The organism is Bacillus sp. MYb78 (genome assembly GCF_002975115.1).
GTDB lineage: Bacteria > Bacillota > Bacilli > Bacillales > Bacillaceae_G > Bacillus_A > Bacillus_A cereus.
This window is the reverse complement of sequence record NZ_PCOB01000003.1, coordinates 477,284-501,897: the sequence shown is the minus strand read 5'-3', so window position 1 is coordinate 501,897 and position 24,614 is coordinate 477,284. Positions and strand designations below refer to the sequence as shown.

Here is a 24,614-nt window from a genome sequence, read left to right as displayed (position 1 = left end):
AACAAAGAAGATAATGGTACAGTAACAGAAGATAAAGGTACGAACGAGGACAAAGGCAACAAAGAAGATAATGGTACAGTAACAGAAGATAAAGGTACGAACGAGGACAAAGGCAACAAAGAAGATAATGGTACAGTAACAGAAGATAAAGGTACGAACGAGGACAAAGGCAACAAAGAAGATAATGGTACAGTAACAGAAGATAAAGGTACGAACGAGGACAAAGTCAACAAAGACGATAAAGGCACTGTAACAGAAGATAAAGGTACGAACGAGGACAAAGGCAACAAAGACGATAAAGGCACTGTAACAGAAGACAAAGGTACACAAACAGATGGTGGTTCTGTAACGGGAAATAAAGATAATAAAATTGAAGACAAAGTAACTGCTGAAAAAGAAAACAAAGAAACAGTAACATCTACTAACAATGAAGGTAATGAAAAAGTTGCTGAAAAACAAGTGGATAAAAAAGAAACTGTTAAAGATGAGATTAATAAACCTACTGATAAAAAAGTAGAAAAAGATACAAAAGCGACATCTAAAGAAACTGCGAAGGAAACGAAAGCAGAAGCTAAAGATAAAAAATTACCAGAAACAGGCGGTGACCAATCTACAACTATGGGAAGTTTAATTGCAGGTGGATTAGCAATACTTGCAAGTGTGGTTATGAGACGTAAATCAAAAAAACAAAACTAATTCGGTAAAATAGATGAAGGTAGTCCAGTAAATGGGCTACCTTTTTTGTGTTTAATTGATTTAAGAATGGATTATGTATTTTAATAGGGGAGGTTTTATAGTTACAAGTTTTATTGACAATAGTAAATAAAAATATGTTATAATTGTTCTATCTTTCGGGCATATTAATTTGGTTTTATAAGAGTTCTATAGAATTATGAATAAAAAATATATGTAATAAAATGTGTTGATAGATAGCAAGTTATATGGAGTAACTTGTTGTAAAAATAAAAGGAGTTGATACAATTGGGAGGAAAAATTGAAACTATATCATATTCAAAAGAAATGAAGAGTTCATTTATAGATTATGCTTTGACTGTAGTTACAGATAGAGCATTGCCAGATGTTCGTGATGGACTAAAACCTGTACATCGTAGGATTTTGTATGCGATGGGTGATTTAGGAATGTATCCTGATAAGGCTTATAAAAAATCAGCACGTATTGTTGGGGAAGTAATTGGTAAATATCATCCACATGGAGACTCGGCAGTATATGAATCAATGGTAAAGCAAGCACAGGATTTTGTGAAAAATGCTCCGCTTATTGATGGGCATGGTAACTTCGGTTCAGTAGATGGAGACTCTGCGGCCGCAATGCGTTACACAGAAGCGAGGTTATCTCCTGTAGCAATGGAAATGATACAGGATTTGTCGAAAGGTGTAGTTGATTTTAGAGACAACTTTGATGCATCTGAAAGAGAGCCAGTTGTATTACCTGCGAAAGTTCCAAATCTATTAGTAAATGGTGGGGTAGGTATTGCGGTTGGTATGGCTTACAAAACACCACCTCATGGTGTAAATAGTGTTGTTGATACATTGATTGCATATGCAGATAAACAAGATATCGATATAGAGTCATTAATTGATATAATAGAAGCACCTGATTATCCGTCTGGAGGTATTATTACAAATAAGAATGAACTGAGAGACTTATATAGAACGGGTATTGGTAAGGCGGTAATAAGAGCCAAGATAGATATAGAAGATGCAGGATATGGTAGGAAGAATTTAGTGGTAAAAGAAATTCCTTATCCATATTCAGGATCTAAAACGAATTTAACATACAAGTTAATAACAATGGTAATTGAGAAGAAATTAGAGGAAATTGTGAATGTTACAGATGAAAGCGATAAAGATGGTATTCGGATTGTATTGGAAGTAAAAAAAGGTGTAGATATAGATAATTTATTAAATAAGCTGTATAGCAAAACACCTTTACAATCAAGTGAATCTTATCAATATTTAGTTTTAGTAAATGGAGTTCCAACTACAATTAATTTAAAGGATTACTGTAAGCATTATTTTGATTTCCAAAAAGAGATAACAAGAAAGCGATATGAATATCTTCTTAGCAAAGCACAAGTTCGAAAAGAGATTTTAGAAGGGTTAGTCAAAGCCGAGGAAATGATGGATACCATCATTGAAATGTTAAGAGGGGCTAAGAAATCGAAAGAAGCAAAAGTGTGTTTAATGGAAGGGAATACTGAATCAATCTCGTTTAAAACAAAGAAGCATGAGAATATTGCTAAGAAATTCGCTTTCACAGAAAAGCAAGCACAAGCAATTTTAGATATGCGTCTGCAAAAACTAATCGGATTAGAAGTTGAGCAATTAAATCAGGAATATAAAGAGGTACTTGCTGAAATGGAAGAGTACGAATTGGTTTTAGGTAGTGAAAAAGAGATGTTAAAAGTTATCAAGAAGTATTTAAGGGGTTTTAAAAAGGATTTCGGAAGAGAGAGACGAACTGAAATTCAAGAAAAGAAAACAATTGAATATGTAGAAGAAATAAAAGAAGAAGATGTATGGGTATTGATTGATAAGTTTGGATACACAAAGTCAGTAGATACAATTTCTGTTGAAAGAAGTTCAGAAGAAACGTTGTCTGAGTATAAACAAGAGATTCTAACAAAAAATACATCTAAGCTTTCAGTTTTTACAAATCAGGGACGACTATATCAAATTAAATTAGCGGATATCCCTAAGGTAAAAATAAAAGACAAAGGTGTACCAATTCAGCGATTAGGAAAAATGAAAAAGAATGAGTATCCATTATACATTACAACAAATACTGAATTAGAAACAGAAAGAGTAATCATGTTAACAAAGACAGGTTTGATTAAACAAACGTTATGCAGTGAATTAATTTCAAGTCGTTCAGTTGTAGTAGCGACTAAATTAGAAGAAGATGATGAAGTTATTCAAATAACTCCAATTAATGAAGTAGATGAAGATGTTCTTGTGTTTTCGAAAAAAGGTTATATCTTACGATTTAGCATTAATGAAATCCCTGTTCTGAGGAAAAATGCAAAAGGTGTTAAAGCTGTATCGCTTATGGAAGAGGATGTAATTGAAGGGGTTTACATTTTAAATGAAAACAATAAAGATGTGAAACAACTAAATGGAAAACAGATAGAACTATCGAAGGTAGAACGAAAGACGAGGGGTAAAAAAGGTATTAATTTTTAGTGCATAATAAAAGGGTTTGTCTCTTAGAAGGTAGAAAAGAGACGAACCCTTTTTGCGTTGACTATAGTTTGTGTAAATAGGATAATTTAAGTAAATAAATATGAAATTAGAGGTGCAATAATGAATAAAATTACAGTAAAAAATACAGAAGATATTAAAAGTTTATATGCGGAAATGCTGTTAACTCCATTAATGATTTACTCTGCATTACATAGTGGGAACCAATTAGAATTAAATTGGAATAATCAAGATGGATATAATCGTATTTTGGATGTTTTATCACGACACATTACAAAACAGGCATTTAAAAAATACAGCAAGATGGAAATGCAAGAAAAAGGATTTGAGGATGTTTATATTTCAGCTTGCCTAAGTAAGGAATTACTTCAACAAGTAGAGGGAATGTCTATTCTTGTTCAAATGATAAGTGATAGGTTGCAGGAATTTTTTGAATCACAAAAACAACTGGATATTGAGACGTTTATTCTATTTAATACTTCTGATTTGAAAAGAAGTGCTGTTTTGTTTGTAAATAGTATGGAGAATGCTTTAACAAGTTTTGAACAAGATGCAGAAGAAGAGCAAGATGTTTCCTTGATTTGTTTTCAAACTTTAATAAGCAAAGGAAAGTCGTTATGTGCATTTGAACGTTTAGAATTATTACTTGTAAATGAACGAGTGGAAATAAAAGATTCAGATGGTGATGTTTATACGGCTGATACAATGAAGGAATGTTTTGGGATAGAGTTGTATGATACCAGAGTGAAAATGAATTCGCTAATTCATGATTTGAGTTTTGTTACGGCACTTGCATTATTAATGGAGACAGAATCAATTACTATTTCTTATGCAAACCCAGAGTTTTTAGAATTATTAAAGACATCATTTGATGAATTTGGAATAACAATAGAAGTGCAGGTTAATGACTAAAATTATTGCATGTGGAATAGACCAAGGTTTGGCGAACTTGGGATATGCATTTATTGAATATGATATAGATACAAATCAATACATGAAACTTGATACAGGAACGCTAAAAACAAAATCCAGTGAATTGTTAGAAGATAGACTACTTACCATCTATGAAATGATAAAAACTTACAATCTTAAATATAATACAGATATCATAGCTTGTGAAAAGCTATTTTATAATCCCAAACAAAAAAATGACAATAGAAATAAATCTGCATCAATTATGACGACAAATATGGTTACTGGTGTTGTATTTCTTGTAGCAGGAGAATTAGGTTTATGGATTAAAGATTTTGTTCCAGGTACAGTGAAAAAACACGTTGCAGGGTATGGGCGAGCAACAAAAGAAGACCTGCAAAAAGCGATAGAAGATTTTTGTGAACAACATGGGATAAAAGCCAAAACAAATCATGAAACGGATGCGATTGGTATAGCTTTAACAGCCATTAAAGCATATATCGAAGAATTTGTAAAAAAAGGAGCGTGAAAGTATGGATAGAACAAAAATGAAATATTTATTTCAAAAGCATAAAGATAAATTACTTGTAGGATTAAGTATAGCTGTAACGATTGGGATTGGAACTGGTGTGTATTTTGTTTTCTTTCATGACAATGAAACTAAAAGTAAAAATGAAACACTCTTTGATAAACATATTAAACTGGCAGATACAATTGTCACAGGAGACAAAAATGGGAAGGTGTCTTTATTGGATACAAAGAGTGGAGATGAATTAGACAATGTTTCTTTAGGAGATGGGAAAGGGAATGAATTTAAATTTGCAAGAAGTAAAAATTTAGAATCTGTGTATGCATACAATCAGAAAAATCACACGTTCTATGAAATCACAGTAAATGAAAAGCAGTTACATAATAAAGAGATTGTATCTGTTTCAGATGCTTTAGTGGATTTTGATTCATTCCAATCAGATGGAAAGAATATTGTATTCTTGTCAAAAGATAAAAAAGAATTAACGCATGTCAAAGATAAATCAACGTATAAAAAATATGCATCTACTGAAGAAGTAAGTGACTTTTTAGTTGATAAAGGACAGTTGGTATTTGCTACAAATAGTTTCATTCATAGTGTTGATTTAAAAGATGAGAAAGAAAAGAAAATTGAAATTGGTGATAGTACAACAGGTTTATTTGCAGTTAAAAACGAGATTATTGCCTATAACAAATTCGGAAATGGAAAAGAAGACTCCATTGTGTTACGTTTACGAGCAGATGACTTATATGTAAAAGAGATGCATAAATTTGAGTCTAATCGTGTAGAACCATTAGTCCCAGATGGAGATGATGAAACACTTATTTATTCGCAAAAAGTAAATGAGAAAACACATCCAAAACAACTCATCCAAGTTTTAAATAATAAGGATAAGTTTAAGAAAGATGTACGACCATTCCAGACTCCTAATAATCGTAAGATTGTTGATTATGAAAAAAGTAACAGTGTTGCTTCAAAGGGATATGTGTATTCTAAAAAAGGAACTCGTTTAGAAATTACAGATATTCGTGGCGAGAAAATTGCATATACATTAGATGTTCCAAAAGAATTTGCAATGCCTATCATTCAATAGTAACAAGGAAGACAAGTAGAATATATCGCTTGTCTTTTTTATTGACTTTAGTCAAAAAGTGATTTATCATTAACTTTAGTTATAAAAAACTTATAGATAAAATACAATACATATAAGTATATAAATTAGGTATTTTTATAAAATCAAATAAAATCTGAGGAGTGTTATTTATTATGGCAGAGAGAAAATATTATTCATTCGTATCATTTCGAAATACTGAGGAAAACAAAGCGTTTGGTGCAATTGAAGGTTACATTACAAAACCTGTGGAATTAGAGGATACTACTAATGGCAAGAAGGTAGCTAAAGTTTCAATGGTTTCTCAAAATGTAACGAAGAAAATTGGTAAAGCTTTAAAAGTCGAAGTACAAGAAAAAGACAGCGAATTTATCAACATTACAGGTTGGGAACAATTAGGTGAACGTATGTCTAAAGCAGTTCAAAAAGGTGACACTGTAATCTTTACTGGTGATTTAAAAAGTCGAGAATATAATGGCAACAAATATTTCGATTTAACAGCTTGGGATTTCACGATTAAACGTAAAGGTAACGGAAATCAAAGTTCTAATGAAGAGCCATCGGATAATAATATTGGTCAGCCGATTGATATTGCTGATGACGACTTACCATTCTAAGTAAAAGGGATGTACAAAGGAAAGAGAGTAAGGACAAGTCCCTTGCTCTTTTCTTTTGCATAATTTAAACAGGAAACGTTAAGGAGAGGTAATTATTATGAAAATGAATAGAGAAGAATTTATTGAAGAAGTTATTGCGAAGGTGAAACAACTTCCTATTTCAAGTGTGATGGAAACTCGCATTGATGTAGTGAGACGTGGACATTCATTTCAAGCCAAATGTCCATTTCATAATGACAATAAATTAGGTTCCTTTTCAATTAGTAATAAAAAAGGAATATTCAAATGCTTCTCCTGTGATGAAGGAGGAGATGCGGTAAAATTCATTGCGAAGTATGATAAGATTTCATTTGGTGCATCAGCAATTAAAATTGCACTGGAATTTGGTTTGATTACAAATGAAGAATATAAAGAAGCGTTTGGTGATAAAGCAGAGGTAGATGTTGCTGAAACAGTAAGAAAAACTTACATTGCATCTATGGATAAAGTGGATTATGAAGAAGAAAGAGCGGATATTGAAGTTCTTCATAATGTATTTTCTGTATTTAGCAAAGGGATTTCTTTATGTGAAGGACATGATAAGTTAACGGAAGAACATAAAGCTTATTTGAAAGGAAGAGGCTTATCGGATAAGGATATTGAAGAAGATGGTTACTTTTCATTCCCTGGAAGACATTCTGCTTTCTTGACAAACTTTTATAATACAATGTATGAAGAGTTTGGTTATACGCCAGAAATTTTGAAGGATATCCCAGGTTTCTTCTGTACAGAAAACTGTAAGATGGACTTTCAAACGAAGGATGGAGAAATTACAGTTCCGATATATGCATATAGAAGACAAGAAGGTATCTGTATCCCAATGAAGAATGCAAAAGGTCAAATTGCAGGAATTCAAATTCGTTTAGATGAAGTGAAAGATAGTTCCAGACGTTATATTTGGTTCTCATCTACATTTGCAGATGCAGAAGATAGAAGTAACATGTACATCAATGGAACAGGTGCAGGGGCTCCTTTAGATGTTGTTTATCCAGAAAAGATAAAGCATACAACATTATTTATTACAGAAGGACGCTTCAAAGCAAGAAAGATAGCAAGTACATATGGATGTATTGCTATTTCTGTTCAAGGTATTGGTAACTGGAGAAATATCGAAAAAGAAATCAAAGATATTGAGGAAAGAACGGGATATGATATTAAACATATTTGCATTGCTTATGATGCTGACATGTCATATAACATAAACGTCTATAATCAATTCAAAAAAATGACAGATAAATTAAAAGAAGAGTTTGATAAAAACATATATGTTTGTATGTGGGCAACTGAATTAGGAAAAGGGATTGATGATATTCTTGAGAATGATAAAGGGAATATGATTGATAAAATGGAAAAAACTCAATTTGACAGTTACTATGCTCAATATGTGAAGATGGTAACTGACAAAGAAGGGAAGAAGGCTTTTAAGGAAAAACCCAAGCCATTATTAAAAGCCTACTTTGATAGAGAAGTCCTACCTAAATTCAACAAATACAAAGATATTGTGTAGACCGCTAATATAATGCGGTCTTTTTTTTATTTAAAATATTATGTTTATAAAATGAAAATACTTTTCATTTTATATTGTTTTTCATATTAAATATAAAATTATAGATTTGTGAAATGTTATATAGATAACATTATTTTAATAAAATAAGAGGAATATATAAAACAGGTAAATGATGAATTTTAACTTAGGAGGTTAGTTTTCTTAGCAGGTTGTATTAAACAACAGGTATTCAATCAATTCTTGAAAATCCATCAATTTCAAGAGAATTTAAACAATTAAAAAGGGGAATTTTATTTTGATTAATGTAAATACGAAAGTAAAAGAACTAATTGTAATTACTCTAAAGGAAGAAAAAGATATGATTTTAGATAGAGTGAAAGGATATAGTCATACTATTAGTTCTCACGTATTACGTAAAATAGTTGCAGTTAATCCTTGTGTATTAAATGGGATTAATTACTTCATTAACACACATATTCATATGAATTAAAGTGATGTGCAAGACTATAAATTTATTATAGTCTTGTTTCTTTAGAAAGATATTTATAGTGTATAATAATAAAATCAGCAGGTATAAAGGAGTCAGTTATTATGAGTAATCTTGGTCATGCTTGGTTCGAAAAAAACAGTAATTCTACAATTGTTGAAAAAGACTTTATTCCATTAAAAACAATTTGTTCTATAGAAGAAAAAAATAGAGTACAAGAAATTGTGAAATTGGAAGTTCCTTTGTTTGATGAGGTTATTGAAGTTTGTGATGAATTCGGAATTAACCCTGAAAACATGTATGTTTGCAAGAATATTGCAGAACCCTTTTGGTATTGGGATGGTATTGTATTTGTTTCTGTAGTTCAAATAAGCGAACAGGCATTTATAATGATGGATATGGAAAAGAGAGTTAAAGCGAAAGAAAATTTGGTAAAAGAGGCATATAAGACAAAGGACTTTTATAAGGTTTTTAGCTTTACAGAAGACTTTTTAAAGCCATACATACTAAATAAGATTTATAGAGAAATCCCTTGTGAAGAGAGATATAAATTGTTTCGTGAAATATATACTTATATAAATTATAGTCATAAGGTCATAAAAAAAGAAGTAATAGATGAGGCTATTTCTTGTCAAACAGAAGAATTTAAAAAAGAATTAATGCTGAAATTAAATTCGTTAAGCAATAATGATTTCGTTGTTGTATATAGAGGAGAAGGTACATTCTCTGTTTCTCATGAAACTGCAATGAGTTGGACTACAAATATTCAAGTGGCCAGAAAGTTTGCAGTAAAAGGTAGTGTTTATAAAGGGGAAGTATTAAAGGAAAATGTAATTGATTATATAGAAGATAGGAATGAATCTGAAATACTTGTTTACCCATCTAATGTTATGAACATAACTGAAATCACAAAGAAAAAAGAGCTTGATGTAATGAAAGAATTAAATCTATTGCAAGACGAAGGGTACGTTGATGAATTTGCTACATATAGAGACACATTCATTTTGGATGAATATTATCATAACCCAACAAGTGTTCATGGTCCATTACATGTGAAAAGAGTGTTGCTTCTCGTATTATCTTTATCTCGAACTTTGAAGTTATCAAGTGTGGAAAGAGCAATATTGGCAAATGTAGCTATTTTTCATGATATTGGTAGGGAGCACGATGGCTATTGTACGAAGCATGGTGAATGGAGTATAGAAAAACATGAAGAATTAGTTGCTATTCCGTTTGTTGGCGTAAATTATGTTACACCTCGAACAAAAGGTCGTTTTGATTATGATTTGGAGTTTCTAACAGACGAAAATATAGAAATTATTAAATTCATTATAGAGTATCATTGTAAAGATGATGAATCAGCGAAAAAGCATTTAGAGAAATCTAAAGCTATTTCAAAGGGTACGAAAGAAATGACTTGGAATCTTTATGAATGTTTTAAAGATTGTGATGCTTTAGATAGAGTTAGACTTGGAGATTTAGATGTGAGTTATTTAAGGAAAGAAGAATCAAAAGAAAGAGTTGCATTAGCCCATCAGTTATTAACAGGTATTAGTTAAGAGAGATATTTCATCTCTCTTTTTTTATGTCCTCGAACAAAAATGATATTGAAGGGAGAGGGGGGATGTGTTATTTTTGACTAAAGTCAATGAAAAAATAGTGATTGAGAGTGGTGGAATTAAATGTGGCCTTTTAGAAAACAAGAAAATTCTCAAGTTCAATGGAAAGAACGAGTTAATATTAAAGACGATGAAGTAGATGAGTATGAAGAAGAAGAAGATGATGATAAAGAAACATTGTCTTTCCTAATTCATTTCACGAAAAGTAGAGTGTATGTGTATGTTGCAGATGATGAGTTCTATGAAGATGGAGGAGTCATGAAGACATGTGGTAAGGATTACTGTGTGTATCGCTTTATGGGAGAATGTGTTTCCTTGCAAAAGAAAGTCTTGGTTTCAAGAACTGATACAATTAATGAAGTTTTAGATATGTATGATTTGAAAGAGTCAGGGAATACACCATATAAAATTATAGAAATTGAATGCGATTCGGAATAAAATTGGAAGTAGTAGAGAATACTGACTTTATGGTTGATATGCAATCCATGTCAACCTTACATCAAGAATCGACAGAAAAAAGAGACTGTAGCAAACTACGGTCTCTTTTGTTTATTTAATATAAGAGTGCATTTCCATCAATGTCATTTCTGTATTCGTTGTTCGATTTAAATAGACAAGTTCTGCATTTGTCCTGTTAACTTCCTTCATAATTTTCTCGTAAAATGTATGATTAAAGTAATGTGTATTTACAAACACATAGTCCATGTTTTTAATAAATGAAATACTCTTGTTTAAACTATCAACATCTATTACTCGAACGTGAGGTAAAGACTCTTTTATTTTTAGTTGCCAATTCGGATGACCACCAAATACAGCTATTTTAACTTTCTTTAATGAATGGATAACGTCATCAAGTTTTATAGTGTCTTGAGGGATGTCACTATTCATGCCATAAATAAAGCTTCTTAAAGAAGAGAGTTCTTTCTTTTCTTTAGACAACGTTTCAACCTCTGACTCCAGTCGAGCGTTTTGTTTCTCTAATTCTTTTACTTGTTTTTCCAGTGCTAAATGTTGCTCTTTCGCCTCTTTTAATTTAAATTCCGTTGTTTTCTTCAGCTTCTGTAAAGATTCTTCTTTTTCTTTTAGCTTTTTCTCTTTAATTCTATTAGCAAGGTACGTCTCCTCTTGCTTGTCCTCTAAATACATCTTTTTTAAGTCCTTATACATTTTGGCCATAGCCATCATGAATAGGTATGTAGGGATTAATAATTCGAATTTATCGGAAATTGTATCATTTTCAATATCTGCAATTAACACTTCTTGGAATACTAATTCCATTTCTTCTCTTGATAGAAAAACTTTATTTTGTATTTCTACAGGATCTAAATCTAAGGTTTCTATCCAGTTGCCAAGTAACATAAGGTAAGAATTCATTTCTTCTTCCTTTTTAGGCAATACTTTTCCTTCTTTTTCACTTATCCTTTGCAGGTAGTTTACCGTCAACCAGTGGAATAGAGATTGATTAGCATCTATCTTTGTCGTTCCGAATTGATTCATACACTCTTTTACACCCGATTTATTCTTTTCTAAAAAGAATTTTTTTGATTGGTAAGAATGAGGGCTGTTTAACATTTCATCATATGTGTTTAAGAATTCTTCAGGTATCAACGCTCGTTTTTTCCACACTGATGCTAAGTAAATGCAAATAGCAACGGAATAAATAAATTCAACAGTATGTGGATTTTTCCCTCCACTTTTCTTCTTTAGGTAATCTGTATATTCAATAAGATTGAATTCAGACCTTTCATTCACAAAGCGATAAGCCCTACTATACCCCTTCTTAATAATTGTTAATAGAGGCTCCATTTTTCTTTCTACAGGTATATTTCGACTGTCATTTTTGCAGTAGGCATATATTCCAATAAGTTTTCGTAATACAGTTTCTGTTTCAATTAGATATATCTTTAATAATGGTTCTTTTGAATACGGACTTTCCTTATAAGCCTGATAGTATTCCCATTCATTTTCTTTATATTTGGAATGAATCAAAGAATGAGCGTTTGGAGCAGAGGCTAAAGCAATGAACATAATGAAGTCAATATCCAGTTTATTTCGTTGCATATAATAATAATTATTTAGTAAGGGATTGGTTCCATCGTTTAAATTGATGTGCATATAATCATCTCCAGGCATTAGTCATAACCTCATTGTATGAAGAACTGAAAGGTTCGTCAAACCAAATACAAAGCTGTTAGCTACTGAGGACTAACAACTTTGTATTCATGTATAGAAGTATCAATATTCTTTGCAGTTTTATCTGTGATGTTATTTGTATGATTTGAATAATTAATGACTAAAAACATAGAGAATGCAATGATTAGAGAACTGATAATCATAGATTCGATTGAAACATAACCTTTTTTATTTTTTAATGGATTCATTTTATCACCACTCCTTTTATTGTTTATGTATTATATGCAATTTAATCGGAAAAAACAGGGATTTAGGATGAATATATTTCTATCATTAGTAGCTTACTAAACACACATTTAATTGACTATAGTTAATAAATTTAATACTATAATAGTATACTGTTGAAAGAAAGGAGGCGGTATAGATGAATCCGAATGTTGCTATTTTTGTTATGATTGGTTGCTGTATTGGTTCGTTATTAATGGGGCTTATTTTTGGCTATTTAATATGGGGATTTAAAGCAAGCGATTTAAAAGATGAATTAGAGGAAGAACAACGATTAGCGAAGATTGAAAGAGATAAACAAATTGCTGAAGTGGAACAATTAAAGAAATTGAAGCTTGAAGCTGAAGCGAAGATTGCTAACCAAATTGAAAAAATGAAAGACATGGAAAGTGAAATGAATAGATATGAGAAAGAATTAACAGAGTTAAAATCGCAAAATTTCGTATATGAAAAGTTATCACAACAAAATCAAAAATAGAGTGGCTACAGTTGTAGTCATTTTTTGTAAAGAGAGGTGTTAGAGATGAATAAACAAATGTCTATTAATCAAAAAAGAGATTTAGATTTAGTGAGGCGAATTCAATACCAATTAGAACTATATGGAATTCGAAAGGATATGTCTCCAGAAGAGCTGTCTGCATTGTTAGAGGAATTGGCAACATTGTCAGTAGATGTTGTTAGAGAGATGAAAGAGTTAACGGAATAGAATTTTTATATGGAGGAATGGATAAATGGTGAGGAACTCAAATGATACAGTGGAAGCAGGAATGATATTTTTCGCGTGTATGATAGTTTTTGCTTCAGTTATAGTTGGGTATCTTTTTTTAACGAAAGTGTTAGACGAAGAGAATAAGAAGATTGAATATAAGCATGAGCAATCCCATAAGAACGCTGAAATATCAGAGGATTTAATAGCGAAAGAACTAAATACAGAAAAGAAAAAGTTTATACTTTCTGATAGAGGGGGAGAGGTTTTAGGTGAGTCTTATTCAAGTTCTTGGATAAATAAAGATTTGTCTGCAAATGTAAAAACAGATGATAATAAATACATCGTGTATTTTGACACAGAGCAGATAAAAAAAGAAGATGTGGAGATGTACAAACCAGTGAAAATAAAAAAGATAGTGAAGGAGGGATAAAGTGGATGGAAAACTAAAAAAAACGCTAAAGAAGATACATAAAGTACATAAAAAAAGAAAGCGACGAAAAGAAAATCCGAACAGGTTTTGGAATAAGTATGAAGGGTCAATTCAATTCCTGGTTATTTTCTTTTTTACATTCATAGTGCCCTGCATTGTTGTTTATGGAGCTATTCATCTTATTGAATGGATTAAGAGCATAATACATTTCTAATGAGAATAATTTCCCTGCACGTTCAAAATCAAAAACCTTATAGTTGTGTATAAAAATAGACCATTGTTTTCACATGGTCTATTTTTTAATGTAAATAAAATTGACTATAGTTTATATTAAGTTGTATAATTGACTATAGTAAATGAGAATGTGAGGGATGGAAATGTTATACGACTCATTAATTTGTAAGAAATTTGTAGAAGTTAAAAAGAAATTGATAAATAGTCCTGATTTTAAACGATTTCCTTTTATGGTTGCATTTGAATTAATGAAGGATGGTTTCGTTTGTATTTCTGAAAAAGATGGTATGAAATATACCGTTTTGAATGGTTGTCTAAATAAACAAAATGAATTTGGTGCTTGGGAAGTTAGTTTGTTGTCCGTGTGGCAAGCAGATGGACTTTGGTATATAGAGCCAAAAGAGGATTTGACTGATGAACAAGAAGATAAAATTGAATCTCTCTTTTCTTCAAGGGAGCTGATTCGTCCTCATATTTCTGATGAATCAGAATTGGACGCTATGACATTAAAAGAATTAAAAAACAAATTAGCAGAGATGAAAATTCTGTTTGATAAAGGAAATTTAATGAATGCAACGGACTTTGTTTCTGTAAAAATGCAGAAAGAAATCATTGAGAAATTAATCTCCAATATAGAGAATGACAAAAACAAATGGGAACAAATCAAAAGAATTGCATAAAGGAAGAGGATGTATTATGAAAAACATTACGATTGAACAACTACATGAATTAAATGCTTATGATTATGCATGGTTTGCTATTAAATTCATGGGTCATAGGAATTATAGAAATCCAGAATCTATGGATAAACAAGTTTCTAAGGCATGTACACCGAAGAAAATGAAAGAATTCTTGGAAAGACAAGGTGTAGTTTTGTTTGAAGAGTCAGATGATATTCATGCTCTTTGGGAGAAAGTAAAAGAAACAATTAAACAATTAAATAAATAGAAGGTTTGTATATATGAAAAAATCGTCAAATATGGGTTCGAGTAAATATGAATATCATCCCGAAAAACTTGAAAAGGATGTTCTAAATAATCAAAAGAGATATGAGGGGAAATCACAGGAGATTAAAGAGGAGCTTAGTAGATTACTAAAAAATGAGCCTTCTCGAATGAACGAAACATTCTCCATGATGCTTCAATCCTTAAGAGAATTAAAGGAAGAATATCATTTATAAAAATAGAAAAGGTGGTTGTAACGATATGAATATTGAAGTGGTTATTAATGAGGTACCTCTTACAGTTGTTGCTGATTTTGAAGGTATAAAAAAAGACCTGGAATTAAAGAAGGCAGAAGTACAAGAGGCAGAAGAACTATTTATGAAATTACATGAAGTTGATGAATATGCAACGAAAGAAGAATCTTTACGTGATATTGAACAAATGCTGAAATTTGTAAATTCTCTTGAGCATAATGAAGACGCATTGATTGAACATGTTCGTGATGTTCGAAAAAAGAAAAACGGGAAGTTTTGGTTGAATTCAGGGACAACACTTTCTCGATTAGAGTGTGTAACAGAGTATTTTACAGATTATACAAATGCATGGAGCACACCGCAATTAAGACTCGAAGTAATTGATGCTGATACATGTGAATTAGTCTTTAGAAATCGAACGGAAACATTATAAAAATGGAGTGAGAATTCATGGAACAAGGACAATATAAACATGTAAATGCATTGGTTGTGGAACGTTGTTTAAATTGGACAAAAAGAACAGTTCCTAACAATGACCAAGGACTTCCTTATTATGCAGAGTTTTGGGTAGATGAAAAAGGTGACAAGATGGAGCCTACAAACTTCTGGGGTCCTGCCTCTAATGAAGGTGATGGTATAAAATTCGCATCCATGCTATTAGGTATGGGATACATGGTAAATACATACAGGATTAGGGAACATCATACCATTGTTGAAATAGTTGAGGATAGGGAAGGTGGACGGAAGTGGACAGCAGAAGCAACTGTTTGGCAATTAGCTTTGTGTTTATGTGCACTAAAAACGAAAAATGTAGATGTCTCCGCATGGGAAGATAAAGAAAAGAAAGGCATTGAATATGGGATTGGGTTTTGTCAGTAATGTATTAAAAGAAGAAAGGTACTTTTCCTAAGATGCAATAAAATAGAAACTTCTGCGAGATGAATAATAAGAACAGTAGCTTTCTTTATGTATATAAAAGGAGCAAAGAATCATGAGAGGGAATAAGAAAAATACAATTTATCACTCTGTTTTTTATTTTGATAAAAAAGAAGAGTATGGAGTAGAAGTTAGCTTTGAACCATATGGACTTATCTATAGGGTTCTTTTAAAAACATGTAATGTCTTCAATAAAGAAGATAAATCACATCATTTTTACTTACTACGAAATCCATTTTCTTCTCAAATATTTACAGAGAGAATTCAAAAAAAAGTAAGTTTGCATCTAAGGAAACTTCATTCGCATTATAAAAAATGGGGGGTTCCAGAAGATATAGTTGGGTTTCCGTGGAAGCAAGAAGAAGAGAATTAAAGAGGTGGAAGTTATGAAGATAACAACAACATTCAAGGAGAAACGATTCAATTGTAAGTTTTGTGATAGAGAAGTGAATGTCAATGATAGAACATATAGAATCAACCCATTCTGCTCTCACTGTTACGAAGAGAGATTAGTTGCTTCAGGTGCTATAGACTTACGGGGGAATCATCAATCTCTACAAATGGATGTTGATTATTCAGAAGTGGTTCCAGTAGATAAAGAAAAAACATGGTGTAAGAAAGAATGAGTTACGTATGACAAAGAAAAAGACACATGAAGAATTTGTTAAAGAGGTTAAAACCTTTGTAGGAAATGATTATGTTGTTATAGGAACTTATAAGGGAAGTAAAGAAAAAATAAGAATAAAACACTTACTTTGTAATCATGAATGGGATGTATTTCCGTATCAATTTTTGCATAGGAGTAAATGTTCTCACTGTGGAAAAGGTAGAAAGACAAAAGAGCAATTCCAAAAAGATGTTTTAAATCAGTGGGGCGATGAGTATGTTGTTATCGGAGAATATATTAATAATCGCACAAAAGTAAAAATGAAACACTTGGTTTGTGGCAGGGAGTGGGCATTTACACCTTTGAATTTAAAAAAATGCAAGGGATGTACAACTTGTAATAGTAAACAAATCAAAAGATATAAAAAAACACATGCGGATTTCATAAAAGAAGTCTATGAAAATGTTAAAAATGAATATAAAGTTTTAGGAACTTATAAAAATAATAGAGAAAAGATATTAATGCAACACACTACATGTGGTAATGAGTGGTTAGTCACACCTAAGAACTTTTTAACAAATAATAGCAGATGTCCAGAATGCAATTCTAAACAAAAAGGGATAAAAGATTTTAAAAAGAAAGTAAATCAAATAGTTGGTGATGAATATATAGTTGTTGGTGAGTATATAAACAATAAGATAAAAATAAGAATGTTGCACAGAAAATGTGGTGAAATAGTTGAAATTGCACCTAATAATTTTTCAAAAGGTTGTCGTTGTTCTAAATGTTCATCTAAAAAGGCTAATATCAAAAAACGGAAAACACACGCAGAGTTTGTATCTGATATTTATCGGTTAGAAGGCGACAAATACAGTGTTATAGGTAAATATATTGATGTTAAAACTCATGTGTCTTTAAAACATAATGAATGCGGTCATATATGGGACAGTACACCTCATAATTTTTTTGCAGGTAGAAGATGCCCGAAATGTAGAGCAAGCAAAGGGGAAAAAGAGATAGAAAAATTCTTACAAGAGCATAATATCGTTTATGAATCCCAATATATTGCAGAAGGATGTAGATACAAAAGAGACTTGAGATTTGACTTTGGTATTTTCAGTAATAATAATCTTGTGGCCGTAATTGAATATGATGGGCAACAACATATTACGCCAGTCTCTATTTTTGGTGGGAAAAAAGCTTTTGAAACTTTGCAAAAACGAGATGAGATAAAAAATAATTATTGTAAGGTAAATGGGATTAGAATGTTTAGAATACCATTTTGGGATATAGAGGATATTAATAAAATTTTATTTGACCTATTTATACCTTTTATCAGAGAAACGGAACAAATAGCATAATGGTTATATATTTACATTGACTATAGTCAATGTAAATGAGAAGATGTTGCTAAGATACTTGTCATAAAATAAATAATAATTTTAGGAGAGATTTCATATGTTAGTAAAATTACCAGTTAATGTGACAGCAAATTTACCATTTAATGTGTTAGCAGATTTACCATTTCATTTATTAAAAGAACTACGAGTAAAACACTTTTCTCATAATGACTATGATGGGGTTGGTTGTGGCATTTTAACAAAATTAGCATTTAAGAACAGGAACGTTCGTTATTTAGATTATAAGCGAGTAGATGAGGAAGTTCAGACGTTTATTACCAATGGCTCTTACAAGAAATATGATGTTGTTTTTATCACAGATATTTTTATTAGTGAGGAGAACTGTAAGGCGTTAGATAAGTTACACAAGAATAAGGAAATCATTGTCATTTATATTGACCATCATTCAACAGAGAAGCGACCATGGATTCTTGAATACGAATGGGCTTTGATTGAATCAGCGACCTCTAAAACGAGCTTTTCTAAACCTGTAGATGAAAGAATGGACGCTAAAACATCTGCTACATCATTATTGTTTGAATACTTCATGTCTCAAAATGTAAAGTTCAATGCTAATCTAAAGGCTGTTAAGAAATTTGTTGAATCTGTTCGAAGATATGATACTTGGGAATGGCATAAAGTGTATGATGATATTGAGCCCAATAGATGGAATGCATTGCTATATTTATATGGTCGTAAGAAATTTGAGGGATTAGTATTGGAGAAACTACAAACAGAATATAAGTTTAATCAATTAGAATTAACAATTATTCAAATCGAAGAAAAACGAATTGAAAATTATATTAATGGTAAAGAACAAACAATCATTGAAAAGAATATTTTGGGACATTCAGCAGGAGTTATTTTTGCGGAACAGTATCATTCTGAATTAGGAAATGTTTTAGCTGAAAGAAGACCTGATTTGGATTTTATCATTATTATTAATCCATCTCGAACAATTAGTTATCGAGGTGTAAGAGATGATATCCATATTGGAAATGATATTGCTTATGTATTCCGTGGAGGTGGACATCCACAATCAGCAGGTTCTCCAATTGATAGATACTTGGTAAATACATTTATTGATATGCTATTTGGAGAGACGCAAAAAAGAGAGAATTATCCTTTATCGGAATAAGTAAAAATGCAGTAAATCTAAAAATAGATTAAAAATAAAAGAACTCTTTAGATATAAGGATTCTTGAGTATTTTTCGTGTTTTTATAAAAACATAACTAAGGATTCACTGCAAAAGTGTTCTGCAAAAGCTTATTATCATTGGCTTTTGTATAAGGGGTATAAAGGGAACTAAGTGTTATTAGAAAAACCGTTCTAATTAACTATGCTATTGAGATATGAAAGTATAAAGGGAACTAAGTGTTATTAGAAAAGCAATCCGATGGCATTGCAACAAGCTAAGGTACATACTTATATAAAAACTTCATGTTATCCTCACTAAATTAACTTTATATTTATACTAAGCATGAAAAAAGAAACAAATATAAATTAAAAAACTCACTGAATGATAGTGGGTTTTTATTTATGCTGAGTAGTTATAGCTTATTGGTTAGCAATCTAAAATAAAGAGACAGATTATAAAAGAGGTATTGAAAATCAATTATTTAAAAAGGGGAGTTTATAAAATGAATAACAAAATGTTTGATGTAAAAAAAATCAATACAATAGCTAAAGAAATAGGCATGGATGTAGAATTGAATTTGGATAATCATGGATTTTATTTCACGTTAAAAAATGGTGAGGTGCGAATTGTTTCTTATGAAGATGTTTTGATGGGTATAAATCTATTGCAAAAATTAAAAGAACTAAAAGAAGATGATAAGGCGTTAGAATTATTTGGTCCTATCACCTTACAAGAGCCATCTTATTTTAGATTTGTAAAGTATAAGGAGCAAGGGAAAATTTATATATGTGCAAATTACAAAAATGATAAGTTTGAAGAGTTCGAACAGTTTGATGAAATAGGAAAGAAATTAATGAAATGGATATTAGATATCTTTGAACTAAAAGAATGTTGTACATGCGAAAGATTGTATAGTAGAGCATGTATAGGTTATGAAGATAACTTATGCGAAGAATGTTATTGGGAAGAGCAAAAAATATTAGAGGGGATGGAAGGTGAAGAGGAATAAGAACGGAAAGTAATAGATATGTAATATTATTTTATTATTGATATAATAAGAGAAGATAAATAAAAAGGAGTTTTATTCTATGAAAAAAAGTAACCAAGAATTATTACATATATTAGACTATGTGTTTGAGCATTATATTGATGCGGATATTACTGATGAAACAAGAGAAGAAGTTAAATCAGGATATAAGCAAATTAAGGGTATGATAGAACAGGCGGATAAACAGGAGTTTCTGCGAAGTGTGATTGACGGAAAATGGTTTCAAATAAAAACAGAAAATAAACGAGTTTTCCTTGTAAAGATACAATTGGTTCATCCTGTGACATTAGGTGGTATAGGTAAAGAAAGAGAGTTAAAAACTTTATGGTTATCAAAAGAAGACCCTGAAGCGATGGCATTTAGCGATGTAAAAGAAAGTTCTTTTGAGTTCAACGAAGGAGTTTTAACAATCCATGAAGCATCATCTTATAATTTTGGTTCGATGGAGCCTGGTGATGATTGTATTTATGATGAAAATGGAGTGTTAGATGAATTTAAACTACAGAATGTTGTAGTTAGAAATAGTCGAGATGGTTTTGTTTATGAACCGGAATTTATTGAAGTGTGGAATAGATTAAAAGAATCTAATCTTGATGGGATTCCTGTATTAAAAACTAACTAATAGGATAGTAAAAAGTGTGAATATTAGTTTCGCAATTTTTTTATAAATAAAAATGGAAAGAGGTTGGACTATATGGAACTACAGGCGAATCATGTACAAGCATTAAGAGAAATAGATGGTGGAGCAACAATATTTGATTTTTTCCTTGCTAAAGACCTAAGAGAAGTACAAAAGGTAGATAGTGAATTGTTAACGATTGTAGACAATATGAATGAACTGAGTAAGATAACAGGAATTACATATAATGGGGCAGAACGTCTTCCTTATTTTGGGGCGATTTTAACTCGAAAGGGTAAGGATGTAATCTATAAATAGTATCTTTGATTATATATAAAAGAGCAGATAAAATGTCTGCTCTTTCTTGTGTTTATGCAATTTGTTTTAATTCATGAGAGTGGTTCCATGAATATACATAGTCATCATCATTCTCTTTAAATCCCATTCTCATCCAGAATGATTCTGCTTCAGATAAAGAGTAGAGTAATAGTGTTTTGCTTGCAAATACACCTTTTAAAAACTGAACGATAATATTTCCTATACCTTTTCCTTGATGTTTGTTTGCCAAAAATAAATTTTCGATGACTACAGTGTTTTCTTCATCATGAAAGAACGATAAATCAAACGGCATGTCATCTTCTCCATAATTCTTTTGAAATAGCATAGAATTGTATGGTTTTAACTGAAGAAAGCCAATGAATTTTCCGTTTAAATAAATCACTGAAATATTTTTAGATGAAATATCTTCCATAATCCTTCTTTGTATAAACTGAAAAACCTCTTTATCAAATTCCAAATCTAAATTTAAAGGTTTTAATGAGAGTCTTCCTTTTGTAAATGAATGAAAATTATGGTTGAATACATAAGTCATGATAGTGTCTCCTTTTTATAGAATCTAAATGATTACCTGTTTTATAAGTTCTATAAATCATATGTATTTATAAAAAGAAATATAAAAAACAGACCCCGAAAAGAAGAGTCTGTCTGTTGGTTGTTTTTCTTATAGTTCTGCATGAGTGATGGTCCCTGTTGAGTTTTTTCCGCTTCTATATTCGGTAGTATTACTTTCACTAAATGCTACCTGTGGTTGACTGTTTTCTGGGAGAATATATCGGATAGAAAAATCGCCATTCTCTAAGTGTTTAATAATGAGTTGTTTTTCTTTTACATCTGGTGAACTGCAAATGTCGATATAATAGTTAGATTCAGAAAAAGTAAGATATCCGTAATGTTTTATTTTGTCATTATCTGTAAATTTTGTGTCATTGGTTAATTCGTATGGAACTAAAAATTGATAAGTTCTTTTGTCTTGATTATCCGAAATGATATAAGAATGCTGAATGTCTGTATAAGTTCGCTCTTTCCCTTTAGGAATTGTGTCTAAAACTTTGCGAGTTAACTCACGAGTCATTTTATCGTACTTTGTATAATTGTTTATTTCTTTTTCTGCATCGTTAGATAGGTCATCTCCGCATCCACTAATAAGTAAGAGGGATAGGGTTGAAATGGCTAAAAATAAGGATTTTCTTTTCATTGTTTTAAATCTCCTTTATTAGATTAATGGATACGTGTTAATAGCATGAGTAGTTGATATTTTCCCATTTGAAACTGTATATTTAAGTGTTTGCGTAGAAGTGAGTAGCTTCTCATCTTTTTCAGGAACCAGGTATTGAACAAAATAGCGAGATTCTTCTATCCTCTTAATTACAAGTTTTTTTGTAGTTATCTCTTTTGAAACAAGAATATCAATAAATGCATTGTAATCATTTACAGTTAACTCTGTGTAATGCTTGCCTTTTGCATTGTCTGTTTCTTTTGCTTCTCCCGTAAAATCATAAGGAACTAAGAATGCGTATGTTTTTGTGCCATCTGAGTTTACAATTACTGAGGCATTTCTCACGTCAGGAATTTCTTTGGTATCTCCTATAGCAATACTATTCAAAATAGCTTTTGTCATAGTCGCTGAAATGTTTTCAAATTTTTGATATGTAATATCCTTTTTCTCTTCAACGGGTGGTTTGTTATCTATCTCGGTGGAGATAGAATCACATCCGTTCAGAGCAAGTAAGGTACCAATTGAACAAGCGTATACCATCACTTTTTTTAGATTCATTATAACTCTCCTTTATTTTGCGTTGACTATAGTTAATATAATATCATATAATTCAGATGGAATACATAATGGGTTTTAAAAAACAGAAGATAAAAGGTAGGAAAATACGATGAAAGAATTAGGACGATATTTTTATCAGGTATTTAGAAAGTCAGTCTTTGAACTATGTAAACGTGGATATACGACAACAGCTTATAGAGCAAATGCAGAATATAAGAGAAGCCCAAATAAATTCCCATTTATTGCTCCCTCTACACTGTATGTATTAGTGGGAGCAGAGGATTCAATAGATAATAATTGGATGGAGGTAGGAGTCGCTGAACAGCCGTTTATTGAATTGCTTTCGTATGTGATTACTTCTAAAAATAAAAAGAAAACATTTATGAGACTATTAAAAAGGTTAGATGAAAAACCAACACCAAATAGATTTGTAAATTTACTGCACTTCTTTAAAGCACTAAAATTTTCTTATGAAAAAGAAACGGGAAGTATAAAAGAATATGAGATTTTGCAGATTGATAATGTTGCAATGCATAACCAAGCCAATGCAAGTGTTGTTCGCATGAAATTAGAGAAAGAACAAGCGTTATATCAAGCTTGTTTAGATAAAGCGGAGTTTCACAAGCGAAATATCAAGATGTATGAAGCAAGTTTATTGAATGGGGTTAAAGAATGAATATAATTCTATTGATATAATACCGATAAACTGTTGATTTCTACTTAACAAACATTAATGTTATTTCTTACTTCGGCAAAGATACCTCTACTTTTATGAAACCCTATAGCTAAATTGTGACAGGTACTATTGAAAACTTGAAACGTTATAGCTATATGGTGGCTACAACTCTTGTATTCGAGGGTATAAGATATAGGTTTCATTATAAACTCTTATGTTATTTCTATAATAAAAAGAAAACATTATAGAAGGGAAGGGATACTATGAGGAAATCACCTGTTGCAACAACATTGAAGTGGGTTACATTTGGAGTAGAAGCCTTTTTTGCTATTCCGATTGTAGGTGGAACGTTTATCTTGAGCTTCTTATGGATACCACTATTTATTGCTTTGCTTTTACATATTGCAACAATTGTTATGTGTAAAAAGGAGGAATGTTCGATTGGAGGTAATGTGGTAGGTATTATCGCCTCTGTTTTAGGAGCTATTCCATTCTTAGGATGGTTATTACATTTAGTTACTGCAATTGTACTATTACTTGAAGGTATTAAAATGTCTAAATCAGAATAAGGCATAAAAAAGCAGGTTGTGAATTATTTCATAACCTGCTTTTCGTAGTGAATGATAAAACTACATTTCCATCATTCTTAACAACTCTGGTTTTTTACGCCAGTTTATTTTTTTAATTGTACCTTCTTTTGTATCAATCTTGAATAAGAAACCTTTGTTTGCTTTAAGCTTATCACGATATTGATACATAACTGCTTCTAACCAACTAACATCTTCATCTGCAATGATATGTGTTGCACACATTGAACACATCCAATAAAATTCATGTTCTTCTTCTTTAAAAGCCTTGGTTAATCGTTCTTTGTCATGAACCTCAAAATCATCCATATGAGACTTCATTACCTTTTTTACGATAGCTTCCATTTTTACGAATAAATTTTCCATTATAAAACGCTCCTTTAAAAATAATTTAAATAAATACCTGGTTTTTATAGTCTATTTATTTTATGCAAATGAGTTTTCTTTATAAGGATT

Annotated in this window: 33 protein-coding genes; 27 read left to right on the top strand and 6 right to left on the bottom strand. The window is 31.1% G+C overall.

What is annotated here, in order from left to right; all coding sequences use genetic code 11:
- The 10 genes from CQ064_RS10735 to CQ064_RS10690 all read left to right on the top strand — a co-directional run.
- A partial coding sequence (locus tag CQ064_RS10735; RefSeq protein ID WP_142396692.1) for an LPXTG cell wall anchor domain-containing protein occupies nt 1-696 on the top strand: 696 nt, incomplete at its 5' end.
- A 285-nt stretch (nt 697-981) separates the two neighbouring features.
- A complete protein-coding gene (locus CQ064_RS10730; RefSeq protein ID WP_000508999.1) occupies nt 982-3,204 on the top strand; it encodes a DNA gyrase/topoisomerase IV subunit A in 2,223 nt (740 codons plus the stop codon).
- Nucleotides 3,205-3,324: 120 nt separating this feature from the next.
- Nucleotides 3,325-4,134 carry a hypothetical protein gene (locus tag CQ064_RS10725; RefSeq protein WP_001033964.1) on the top strand — a complete coding sequence of 270 codons (810 nt, stop codon included), beginning with the start codon at nt 3,325-3,327 and terminating at the stop codon, nt 4,132-4,134.
- Complete coding sequence (locus CQ064_RS10720) at nt 4,127-4,663, top strand: crossover junction endodeoxyribonuclease RuvC (protein WP_000161251.1); 537 nt, start codon at nt 4,127-4,129, stop codon at nt 4,661-4,663. The genes CQ064_RS10725 and CQ064_RS10720 overlap by 8 nt, the downstream gene beginning before the upstream one ends.
- Nucleotides 4,664-4,667: 4 nt before the next feature.
- The gene (locus CQ064_RS10715) at nt 4,668-5,756 is read left to right on the top strand and encodes a hypothetical protein (protein ID WP_000376231.1); all 1,089 of its coding nucleotides are present in this window, start codon (nt 4,668-4,670) and stop codon (nt 5,754-5,756) included.
- Between the two features lie 173 nt (nt 5,757-5,929).
- On the top strand, nt 5,930-6,391 hold the full coding sequence (locus CQ064_RS10710) for a single-stranded DNA-binding protein (RefSeq protein ID WP_000840826.1): 462 nt from the start codon (nt 5,930-5,932) through the stop codon (nt 6,389-6,391).
- A gap of 97 nt (nt 6,392-6,488) precedes the next feature.
- Complete coding sequence (locus CQ064_RS10705; protein WP_000783481.1) at nt 6,489-7,937, top strand: CHC2 zinc finger domain-containing protein; 1,449 nt, start codon at nt 6,489-6,491, stop codon at nt 7,935-7,937.
- A gap of 295 nt (nt 7,938-8,232) precedes the next feature.
- On the top strand, nt 8,233-8,427 hold the full coding sequence (locus CQ064_RS10700) for a hypothetical protein (protein WP_000611380.1): 195 nt from the start codon (nt 8,233-8,235) through the stop codon (nt 8,425-8,427).
- Between the two features lie 101 nt (nt 8,428-8,528).
- Nucleotides 8,529-9,983 carry a hypothetical protein gene (locus tag CQ064_RS10695; protein ID WP_000067227.1) on the top strand — a complete coding sequence of 485 codons (1,455 nt, stop codon included), beginning with the start codon at nt 8,529-8,531 and terminating at the stop codon, nt 9,981-9,983.
- Nucleotides 9,984-10,106: 123 nt separating this feature from the next.
- The gene (locus CQ064_RS10690) at nt 10,107-10,481 is read left to right on the top strand and encodes a hypothetical protein (RefSeq protein WP_000267595.1); all 375 of its coding nucleotides are present in this window, start codon (nt 10,107-10,109) and stop codon (nt 10,479-10,481) included.
- A gap of 111 nt (nt 10,482-10,592) precedes the next feature.
- Here the strand turns inward: CQ064_RS10690 and CQ064_RS10685 are convergent, their stop codons facing one another.
- Both CQ064_RS10685 and CQ064_RS10680 read right to left on the bottom strand, forming a co-directional pair.
- Complete coding sequence (locus tag CQ064_RS10685; RefSeq protein WP_142389146.1) at nt 10,593-12,158, bottom strand: hypothetical protein; 1,566 nt, start codon at nt 12,156-12,158, stop codon at nt 10,593-10,595.
- Between the two features lie 80 nt (nt 12,159-12,238).
- Nucleotides 12,239-12,424 (bottom strand): hypothetical protein, encoded by a 186-nt coding sequence (locus tag CQ064_RS10680; RefSeq protein WP_001068725.1) that lies wholly within the window; start codon nt 12,422-12,424, stop codon nt 12,239-12,241.
- Between the two features lie 176 nt (nt 12,425-12,600).
- Between CQ064_RS10680 and CQ064_RS10675 the strand changes: the two genes are divergently transcribed.
- The 15 genes from CQ064_RS10675 to CQ064_RS10600 all read left to right on the top strand — a co-directional run bounded on the left by CQ064_RS10675 (nt 12,601) and on the right by CQ064_RS10600 (nt 21,100).
- A complete protein-coding gene (locus CQ064_RS10675; RefSeq protein WP_001069286.1) occupies nt 12,601-12,939 on the top strand; it encodes a hypothetical protein in 339 nt (112 codons plus the stop codon).
- 45 nt (nt 12,940-12,984) lie between these two features.
- Complete coding sequence (locus CQ064_RS10670) at nt 12,985-13,167, top strand: hypothetical protein (protein ID WP_001041490.1); 183 nt, start codon at nt 12,985-12,987, stop codon at nt 13,165-13,167.
- A 25-nt stretch (nt 13,168-13,192) separates the two neighbouring features.
- Nucleotides 13,193-13,600 (top strand): hypothetical protein, encoded by a 408-nt coding sequence (locus tag CQ064_RS10665; RefSeq protein WP_000252092.1) that lies wholly within the window; start codon nt 13,193-13,195, stop codon nt 13,598-13,600.
- A gap of 377 nt (nt 13,601-13,977) precedes the next feature.
- Entirely contained in the window at nt 13,978-14,514 is a 537-nt protein-coding gene (locus CQ064_RS10655) for a hypothetical protein (RefSeq protein ID WP_003320177.1), read from the top strand.
- 16 nt (nt 14,515-14,530) lie between these two features.
- Nucleotides 14,531-14,782, top strand: a complete 252-nt coding sequence (locus CQ064_RS10650) for a hypothetical protein (protein WP_000790424.1) — start codon at nt 14,531-14,533, stop codon at nt 14,780-14,782.
- 13 nt (nt 14,783-14,795) lie between these two features.
- Nucleotides 14,796-15,014 carry a hypothetical protein gene (locus tag CQ064_RS10645; protein WP_000749786.1) on the top strand — a complete coding sequence of 73 codons (219 nt, stop codon included), beginning with the start codon at nt 14,796-14,798 and terminating at the stop codon, nt 15,012-15,014.
- A gap of 25 nt (nt 15,015-15,039) precedes the next feature.
- On the top strand, nt 15,040-15,465 hold the full coding sequence (locus CQ064_RS10640) for a hypothetical protein (RefSeq protein WP_001019814.1): 426 nt from the start codon (nt 15,040-15,042) through the stop codon (nt 15,463-15,465).
- Nucleotides 15,466-15,482: 17 nt separating this feature from the next.
- A complete protein-coding gene (locus tag CQ064_RS10635; protein ID WP_000434835.1) occupies nt 15,483-15,911 on the top strand; it encodes a hypothetical protein in 429 nt (142 codons plus the stop codon).
- 112 nt (nt 15,912-16,023) lie between these two features.
- Nucleotides 16,024-16,341 (top strand): hypothetical protein, encoded by a 318-nt coding sequence (locus CQ064_RS10630; protein ID WP_001214850.1) that lies wholly within the window; start codon nt 16,024-16,026, stop codon nt 16,339-16,341.
- A gap of 13 nt (nt 16,342-16,354) precedes the next feature.
- Nucleotides 16,355-16,594: a hypothetical protein gene (locus CQ064_RS10625; protein ID WP_000705667.1), complete on the top strand. Its 240-nt coding sequence runs from the start codon at nt 16,355-16,357 to the stop codon at nt 16,592-16,594.
- Nucleotides 16,595-16,601: 7 nt separating this feature from the next.
- The gene (locus CQ064_RS10620) at nt 16,602-17,936 is read left to right on the top strand and encodes a PDDEXK family nuclease (RefSeq protein ID WP_000162685.1); all 1,335 of its coding nucleotides are present in this window, start codon (nt 16,602-16,604) and stop codon (nt 17,934-17,936) included.
- A gap of 97 nt (nt 17,937-18,033) precedes the next feature.
- On the top strand, nt 18,034-19,113 hold the full coding sequence (locus CQ064_RS10615) for a DHH family phosphoesterase (RefSeq protein ID WP_003273415.1): 1,080 nt from the start codon (nt 18,034-18,036) through the stop codon (nt 19,111-19,113).
- A 504-nt stretch (nt 19,114-19,617) separates the two neighbouring features.
- Nucleotides 19,618-20,124 carry a hypothetical protein gene (locus tag CQ064_RS10610; protein ID WP_001060580.1) on the top strand — a complete coding sequence of 169 codons (507 nt, stop codon included), beginning with the start codon at nt 19,618-19,620 and terminating at the stop codon, nt 20,122-20,124.
- A gap of 79 nt (nt 20,125-20,203) precedes the next feature.
- Entirely contained in the window at nt 20,204-20,785 is a 582-nt protein-coding gene (locus CQ064_RS10605; protein ID WP_000749492.1) for a hypothetical protein, read from the top strand.
- Between the two features lie 72 nt (nt 20,786-20,857).
- Complete coding sequence (locus tag CQ064_RS10600; RefSeq protein ID WP_000422659.1) at nt 20,858-21,100, top strand: hypothetical protein; 243 nt, start codon at nt 20,858-20,860, stop codon at nt 21,098-21,100.
- Between the two features lie 52 nt (nt 21,101-21,152).
- On the opposite strand, the gene CQ064_RS10595 is transcribed toward CQ064_RS10600, so the two are convergent.
- The 3 genes from CQ064_RS10595 to CQ064_RS10585 all read right to left on the bottom strand — a co-directional run bounded on the left by CQ064_RS10595 (nt 21,153) and on the right by CQ064_RS10585 (nt 22,895).
- The gene (locus CQ064_RS10595) at nt 21,153-21,653 is read right to left on the bottom strand and encodes a GNAT family N-acetyltransferase (RefSeq protein ID WP_000222809.1); all 501 of its coding nucleotides are present in this window, start codon (nt 21,651-21,653) and stop codon (nt 21,153-21,155) included.
- 129 nt (nt 21,654-21,782) lie between these two features.
- Nucleotides 21,783-22,316, bottom strand: a complete 534-nt coding sequence (locus CQ064_RS10590; RefSeq protein ID WP_000824160.1) for a hypothetical protein — start codon at nt 22,314-22,316, stop codon at nt 21,783-21,785.
- Nucleotides 22,317-22,334: 18 nt separating this feature from the next.
- Entirely contained in the window at nt 22,335-22,895 is a 561-nt protein-coding gene (locus CQ064_RS10585; RefSeq protein WP_001049700.1) for a hypothetical protein, read from the bottom strand.
- A gap of 109 nt (nt 22,896-23,004) precedes the next feature.
- Here CQ064_RS10585 and CQ064_RS10580 point away from each other — a divergent pair, with 109 nt between their 5' ends.
- Nucleotides 23,005-23,571 carry a hypothetical protein gene (locus tag CQ064_RS10580; RefSeq protein ID WP_000661204.1) on the top strand — a complete coding sequence of 189 codons (567 nt, stop codon included), beginning with the start codon at nt 23,005-23,007 and terminating at the stop codon, nt 23,569-23,571.
- A 263-nt stretch (nt 23,572-23,834) separates the two neighbouring features.
- Nucleotides 23,835-24,140 carry a hypothetical protein gene (locus CQ064_RS10575; RefSeq protein ID WP_001232324.1) on the top strand — a complete coding sequence of 102 codons (306 nt, stop codon included), beginning with the start codon at nt 23,835-23,837 and terminating at the stop codon, nt 24,138-24,140.
- A gap of 60 nt (nt 24,141-24,200) precedes the next feature.
- Here the strand turns inward: CQ064_RS10575 and CQ064_RS10570 are convergent, their stop codons facing one another.
- A complete protein-coding gene (locus tag CQ064_RS10570) occupies nt 24,201-24,524 on the bottom strand; it encodes a hypothetical protein (protein WP_000429206.1) in 324 nt (107 codons plus the stop codon).
- Between the last annotated feature and the right edge of the window lie 90 nt (nt 24,525-24,614).

What these genes read in the sequence shown, in the direction of transcription:
- CQ064_RS10725 (WP_001033964.1), top strand. Translation starts at nt 3,325, where the DNA reads ATGAATAAAATTACAGTAAAAAATACAGAAGATATTAAAAGTTTATAT.
- CQ064_RS10720 (WP_000161251.1), top strand. Translation starts at nt 4,127, where the DNA reads ATGACTAAAATTATTGCATGTGGAATAGACCAAGGTTTGGCGAACTTG.
- CQ064_RS10715 (WP_000376231.1), top strand. Translation starts at nt 4,668, where the DNA reads ATGGATAGAACAAAAATGAAATATTTATTTCAAAAGCATAAAGATAAA.
- CQ064_RS10710 (WP_000840826.1), top strand. Translation starts at nt 5,930, where the DNA reads ATGGCAGAGAGAAAATATTATTCATTCGTATCATTTCGAAATACTGAG.
- CQ064_RS10705 (WP_000783481.1), top strand. Translation starts at nt 6,489, where the DNA reads ATGAAAATGAATAGAGAAGAATTTATTGAAGAAGTTATTGCGAAGGTG.
- CQ064_RS10695 (WP_000067227.1), top strand. Translation starts at nt 8,529, where the DNA reads ATGAGTAATCTTGGTCATGCTTGGTTCGAAAAAAACAGTAATTCTACA.
- CQ064_RS10690 (WP_000267595.1), top strand. Translation starts at nt 10,107, where the DNA reads ATGTGGCCTTTTAGAAAACAAGAAAATTCTCAAGTTCAATGGAAAGAA.
- CQ064_RS10685 (WP_142389146.1), bottom strand. Translation starts at nt 12,158, where the DNA reads ATGCACATCAATTTAAACGATGGAACCAATCCCTTACTAAATAATTAT.
- CQ064_RS10680 (WP_001068725.1), bottom strand. Translation starts at nt 12,424, where the DNA reads ATGAATCCATTAAAAAATAAAAAAGGTTATGTTTCAATCGAATCTATG.
- CQ064_RS10675 (WP_001069286.1), top strand. Translation starts at nt 12,601, where the DNA reads ATGAATCCGAATGTTGCTATTTTTGTTATGATTGGTTGCTGTATTGGT.
- CQ064_RS10670 (WP_001041490.1), top strand. Translation starts at nt 12,985, where the DNA reads ATGAATAAACAAATGTCTATTAATCAAAAAAGAGATTTAGATTTAGTG.
- CQ064_RS10665 (WP_000252092.1), top strand. Translation starts at nt 13,193, where the DNA reads ATGGTGAGGAACTCAAATGATACAGTGGAAGCAGGAATGATATTTTTC.
- CQ064_RS10655 (WP_003320177.1), top strand. Translation starts at nt 13,978, where the DNA reads ATGTTATACGACTCATTAATTTGTAAGAAATTTGTAGAAGTTAAAAAG.
- CQ064_RS10650 (WP_000790424.1), top strand. Translation starts at nt 14,531, where the DNA reads ATGAAAAACATTACGATTGAACAACTACATGAATTAAATGCTTATGAT.
- CQ064_RS10645 (WP_000749786.1), top strand. Translation starts at nt 14,796, where the DNA reads ATGAAAAAATCGTCAAATATGGGTTCGAGTAAATATGAATATCATCCC.
- CQ064_RS10640 (WP_001019814.1), top strand. Translation starts at nt 15,040, where the DNA reads ATGAATATTGAAGTGGTTATTAATGAGGTACCTCTTACAGTTGTTGCT.
- CQ064_RS10635 (WP_000434835.1), top strand. Translation starts at nt 15,483, where the DNA reads ATGGAACAAGGACAATATAAACATGTAAATGCATTGGTTGTGGAACGT.
- CQ064_RS10630 (WP_001214850.1), top strand. Translation starts at nt 16,024, where the DNA reads ATGAGAGGGAATAAGAAAAATACAATTTATCACTCTGTTTTTTATTTT.
- CQ064_RS10625 (WP_000705667.1), top strand. Translation starts at nt 16,355, where the DNA reads ATGAAGATAACAACAACATTCAAGGAGAAACGATTCAATTGTAAGTTT.
- CQ064_RS10620 (WP_000162685.1), top strand. Translation starts at nt 16,602, where the DNA reads ATGACAAAGAAAAAGACACATGAAGAATTTGTTAAAGAGGTTAAAACC.
- CQ064_RS10615 (WP_003273415.1), top strand. Translation starts at nt 18,034, where the DNA reads ATGTTAGTAAAATTACCAGTTAATGTGACAGCAAATTTACCATTTAAT.
- CQ064_RS10610 (WP_001060580.1), top strand. Translation starts at nt 19,618, where the DNA reads ATGAATAACAAAATGTTTGATGTAAAAAAAATCAATACAATAGCTAAA.
- CQ064_RS10605 (WP_000749492.1), top strand. Translation starts at nt 20,204, where the DNA reads ATGAAAAAAAGTAACCAAGAATTATTACATATATTAGACTATGTGTTT.
- CQ064_RS10600 (WP_000422659.1), top strand. Translation starts at nt 20,858, where the DNA reads ATGGAACTACAGGCGAATCATGTACAAGCATTAAGAGAAATAGATGGT.
- CQ064_RS10595 (WP_000222809.1), bottom strand. Translation starts at nt 21,653, where the DNA reads ATGACTTATGTATTCAACCATAATTTTCATTCATTTACAAAAGGAAGA.
- CQ064_RS10590 (WP_000824160.1), bottom strand. Translation starts at nt 22,316, where the DNA reads ATGAAAAGAAAATCCTTATTTTTAGCCATTTCAACCCTATCCCTCTTA.
- CQ064_RS10585 (WP_001049700.1), bottom strand. Translation starts at nt 22,895, where the DNA reads ATGAATCTAAAAAAAGTGATGGTATACGCTTGTTCAATTGGTACCTTA.
- CQ064_RS10580 (WP_000661204.1), top strand. Translation starts at nt 23,005, where the DNA reads ATGAAAGAATTAGGACGATATTTTTATCAGGTATTTAGAAAGTCAGTC.
- CQ064_RS10575 (WP_001232324.1), top strand. Translation starts at nt 23,835, where the DNA reads ATGAGGAAATCACCTGTTGCAACAACATTGAAGTGGGTTACATTTGGA.
- CQ064_RS10570 (WP_000429206.1), bottom strand. Translation starts at nt 24,524, where the DNA reads ATGGAAAATTTATTCGTAAAAATGGAAGCTATCGTAAAAAAGGTAATG.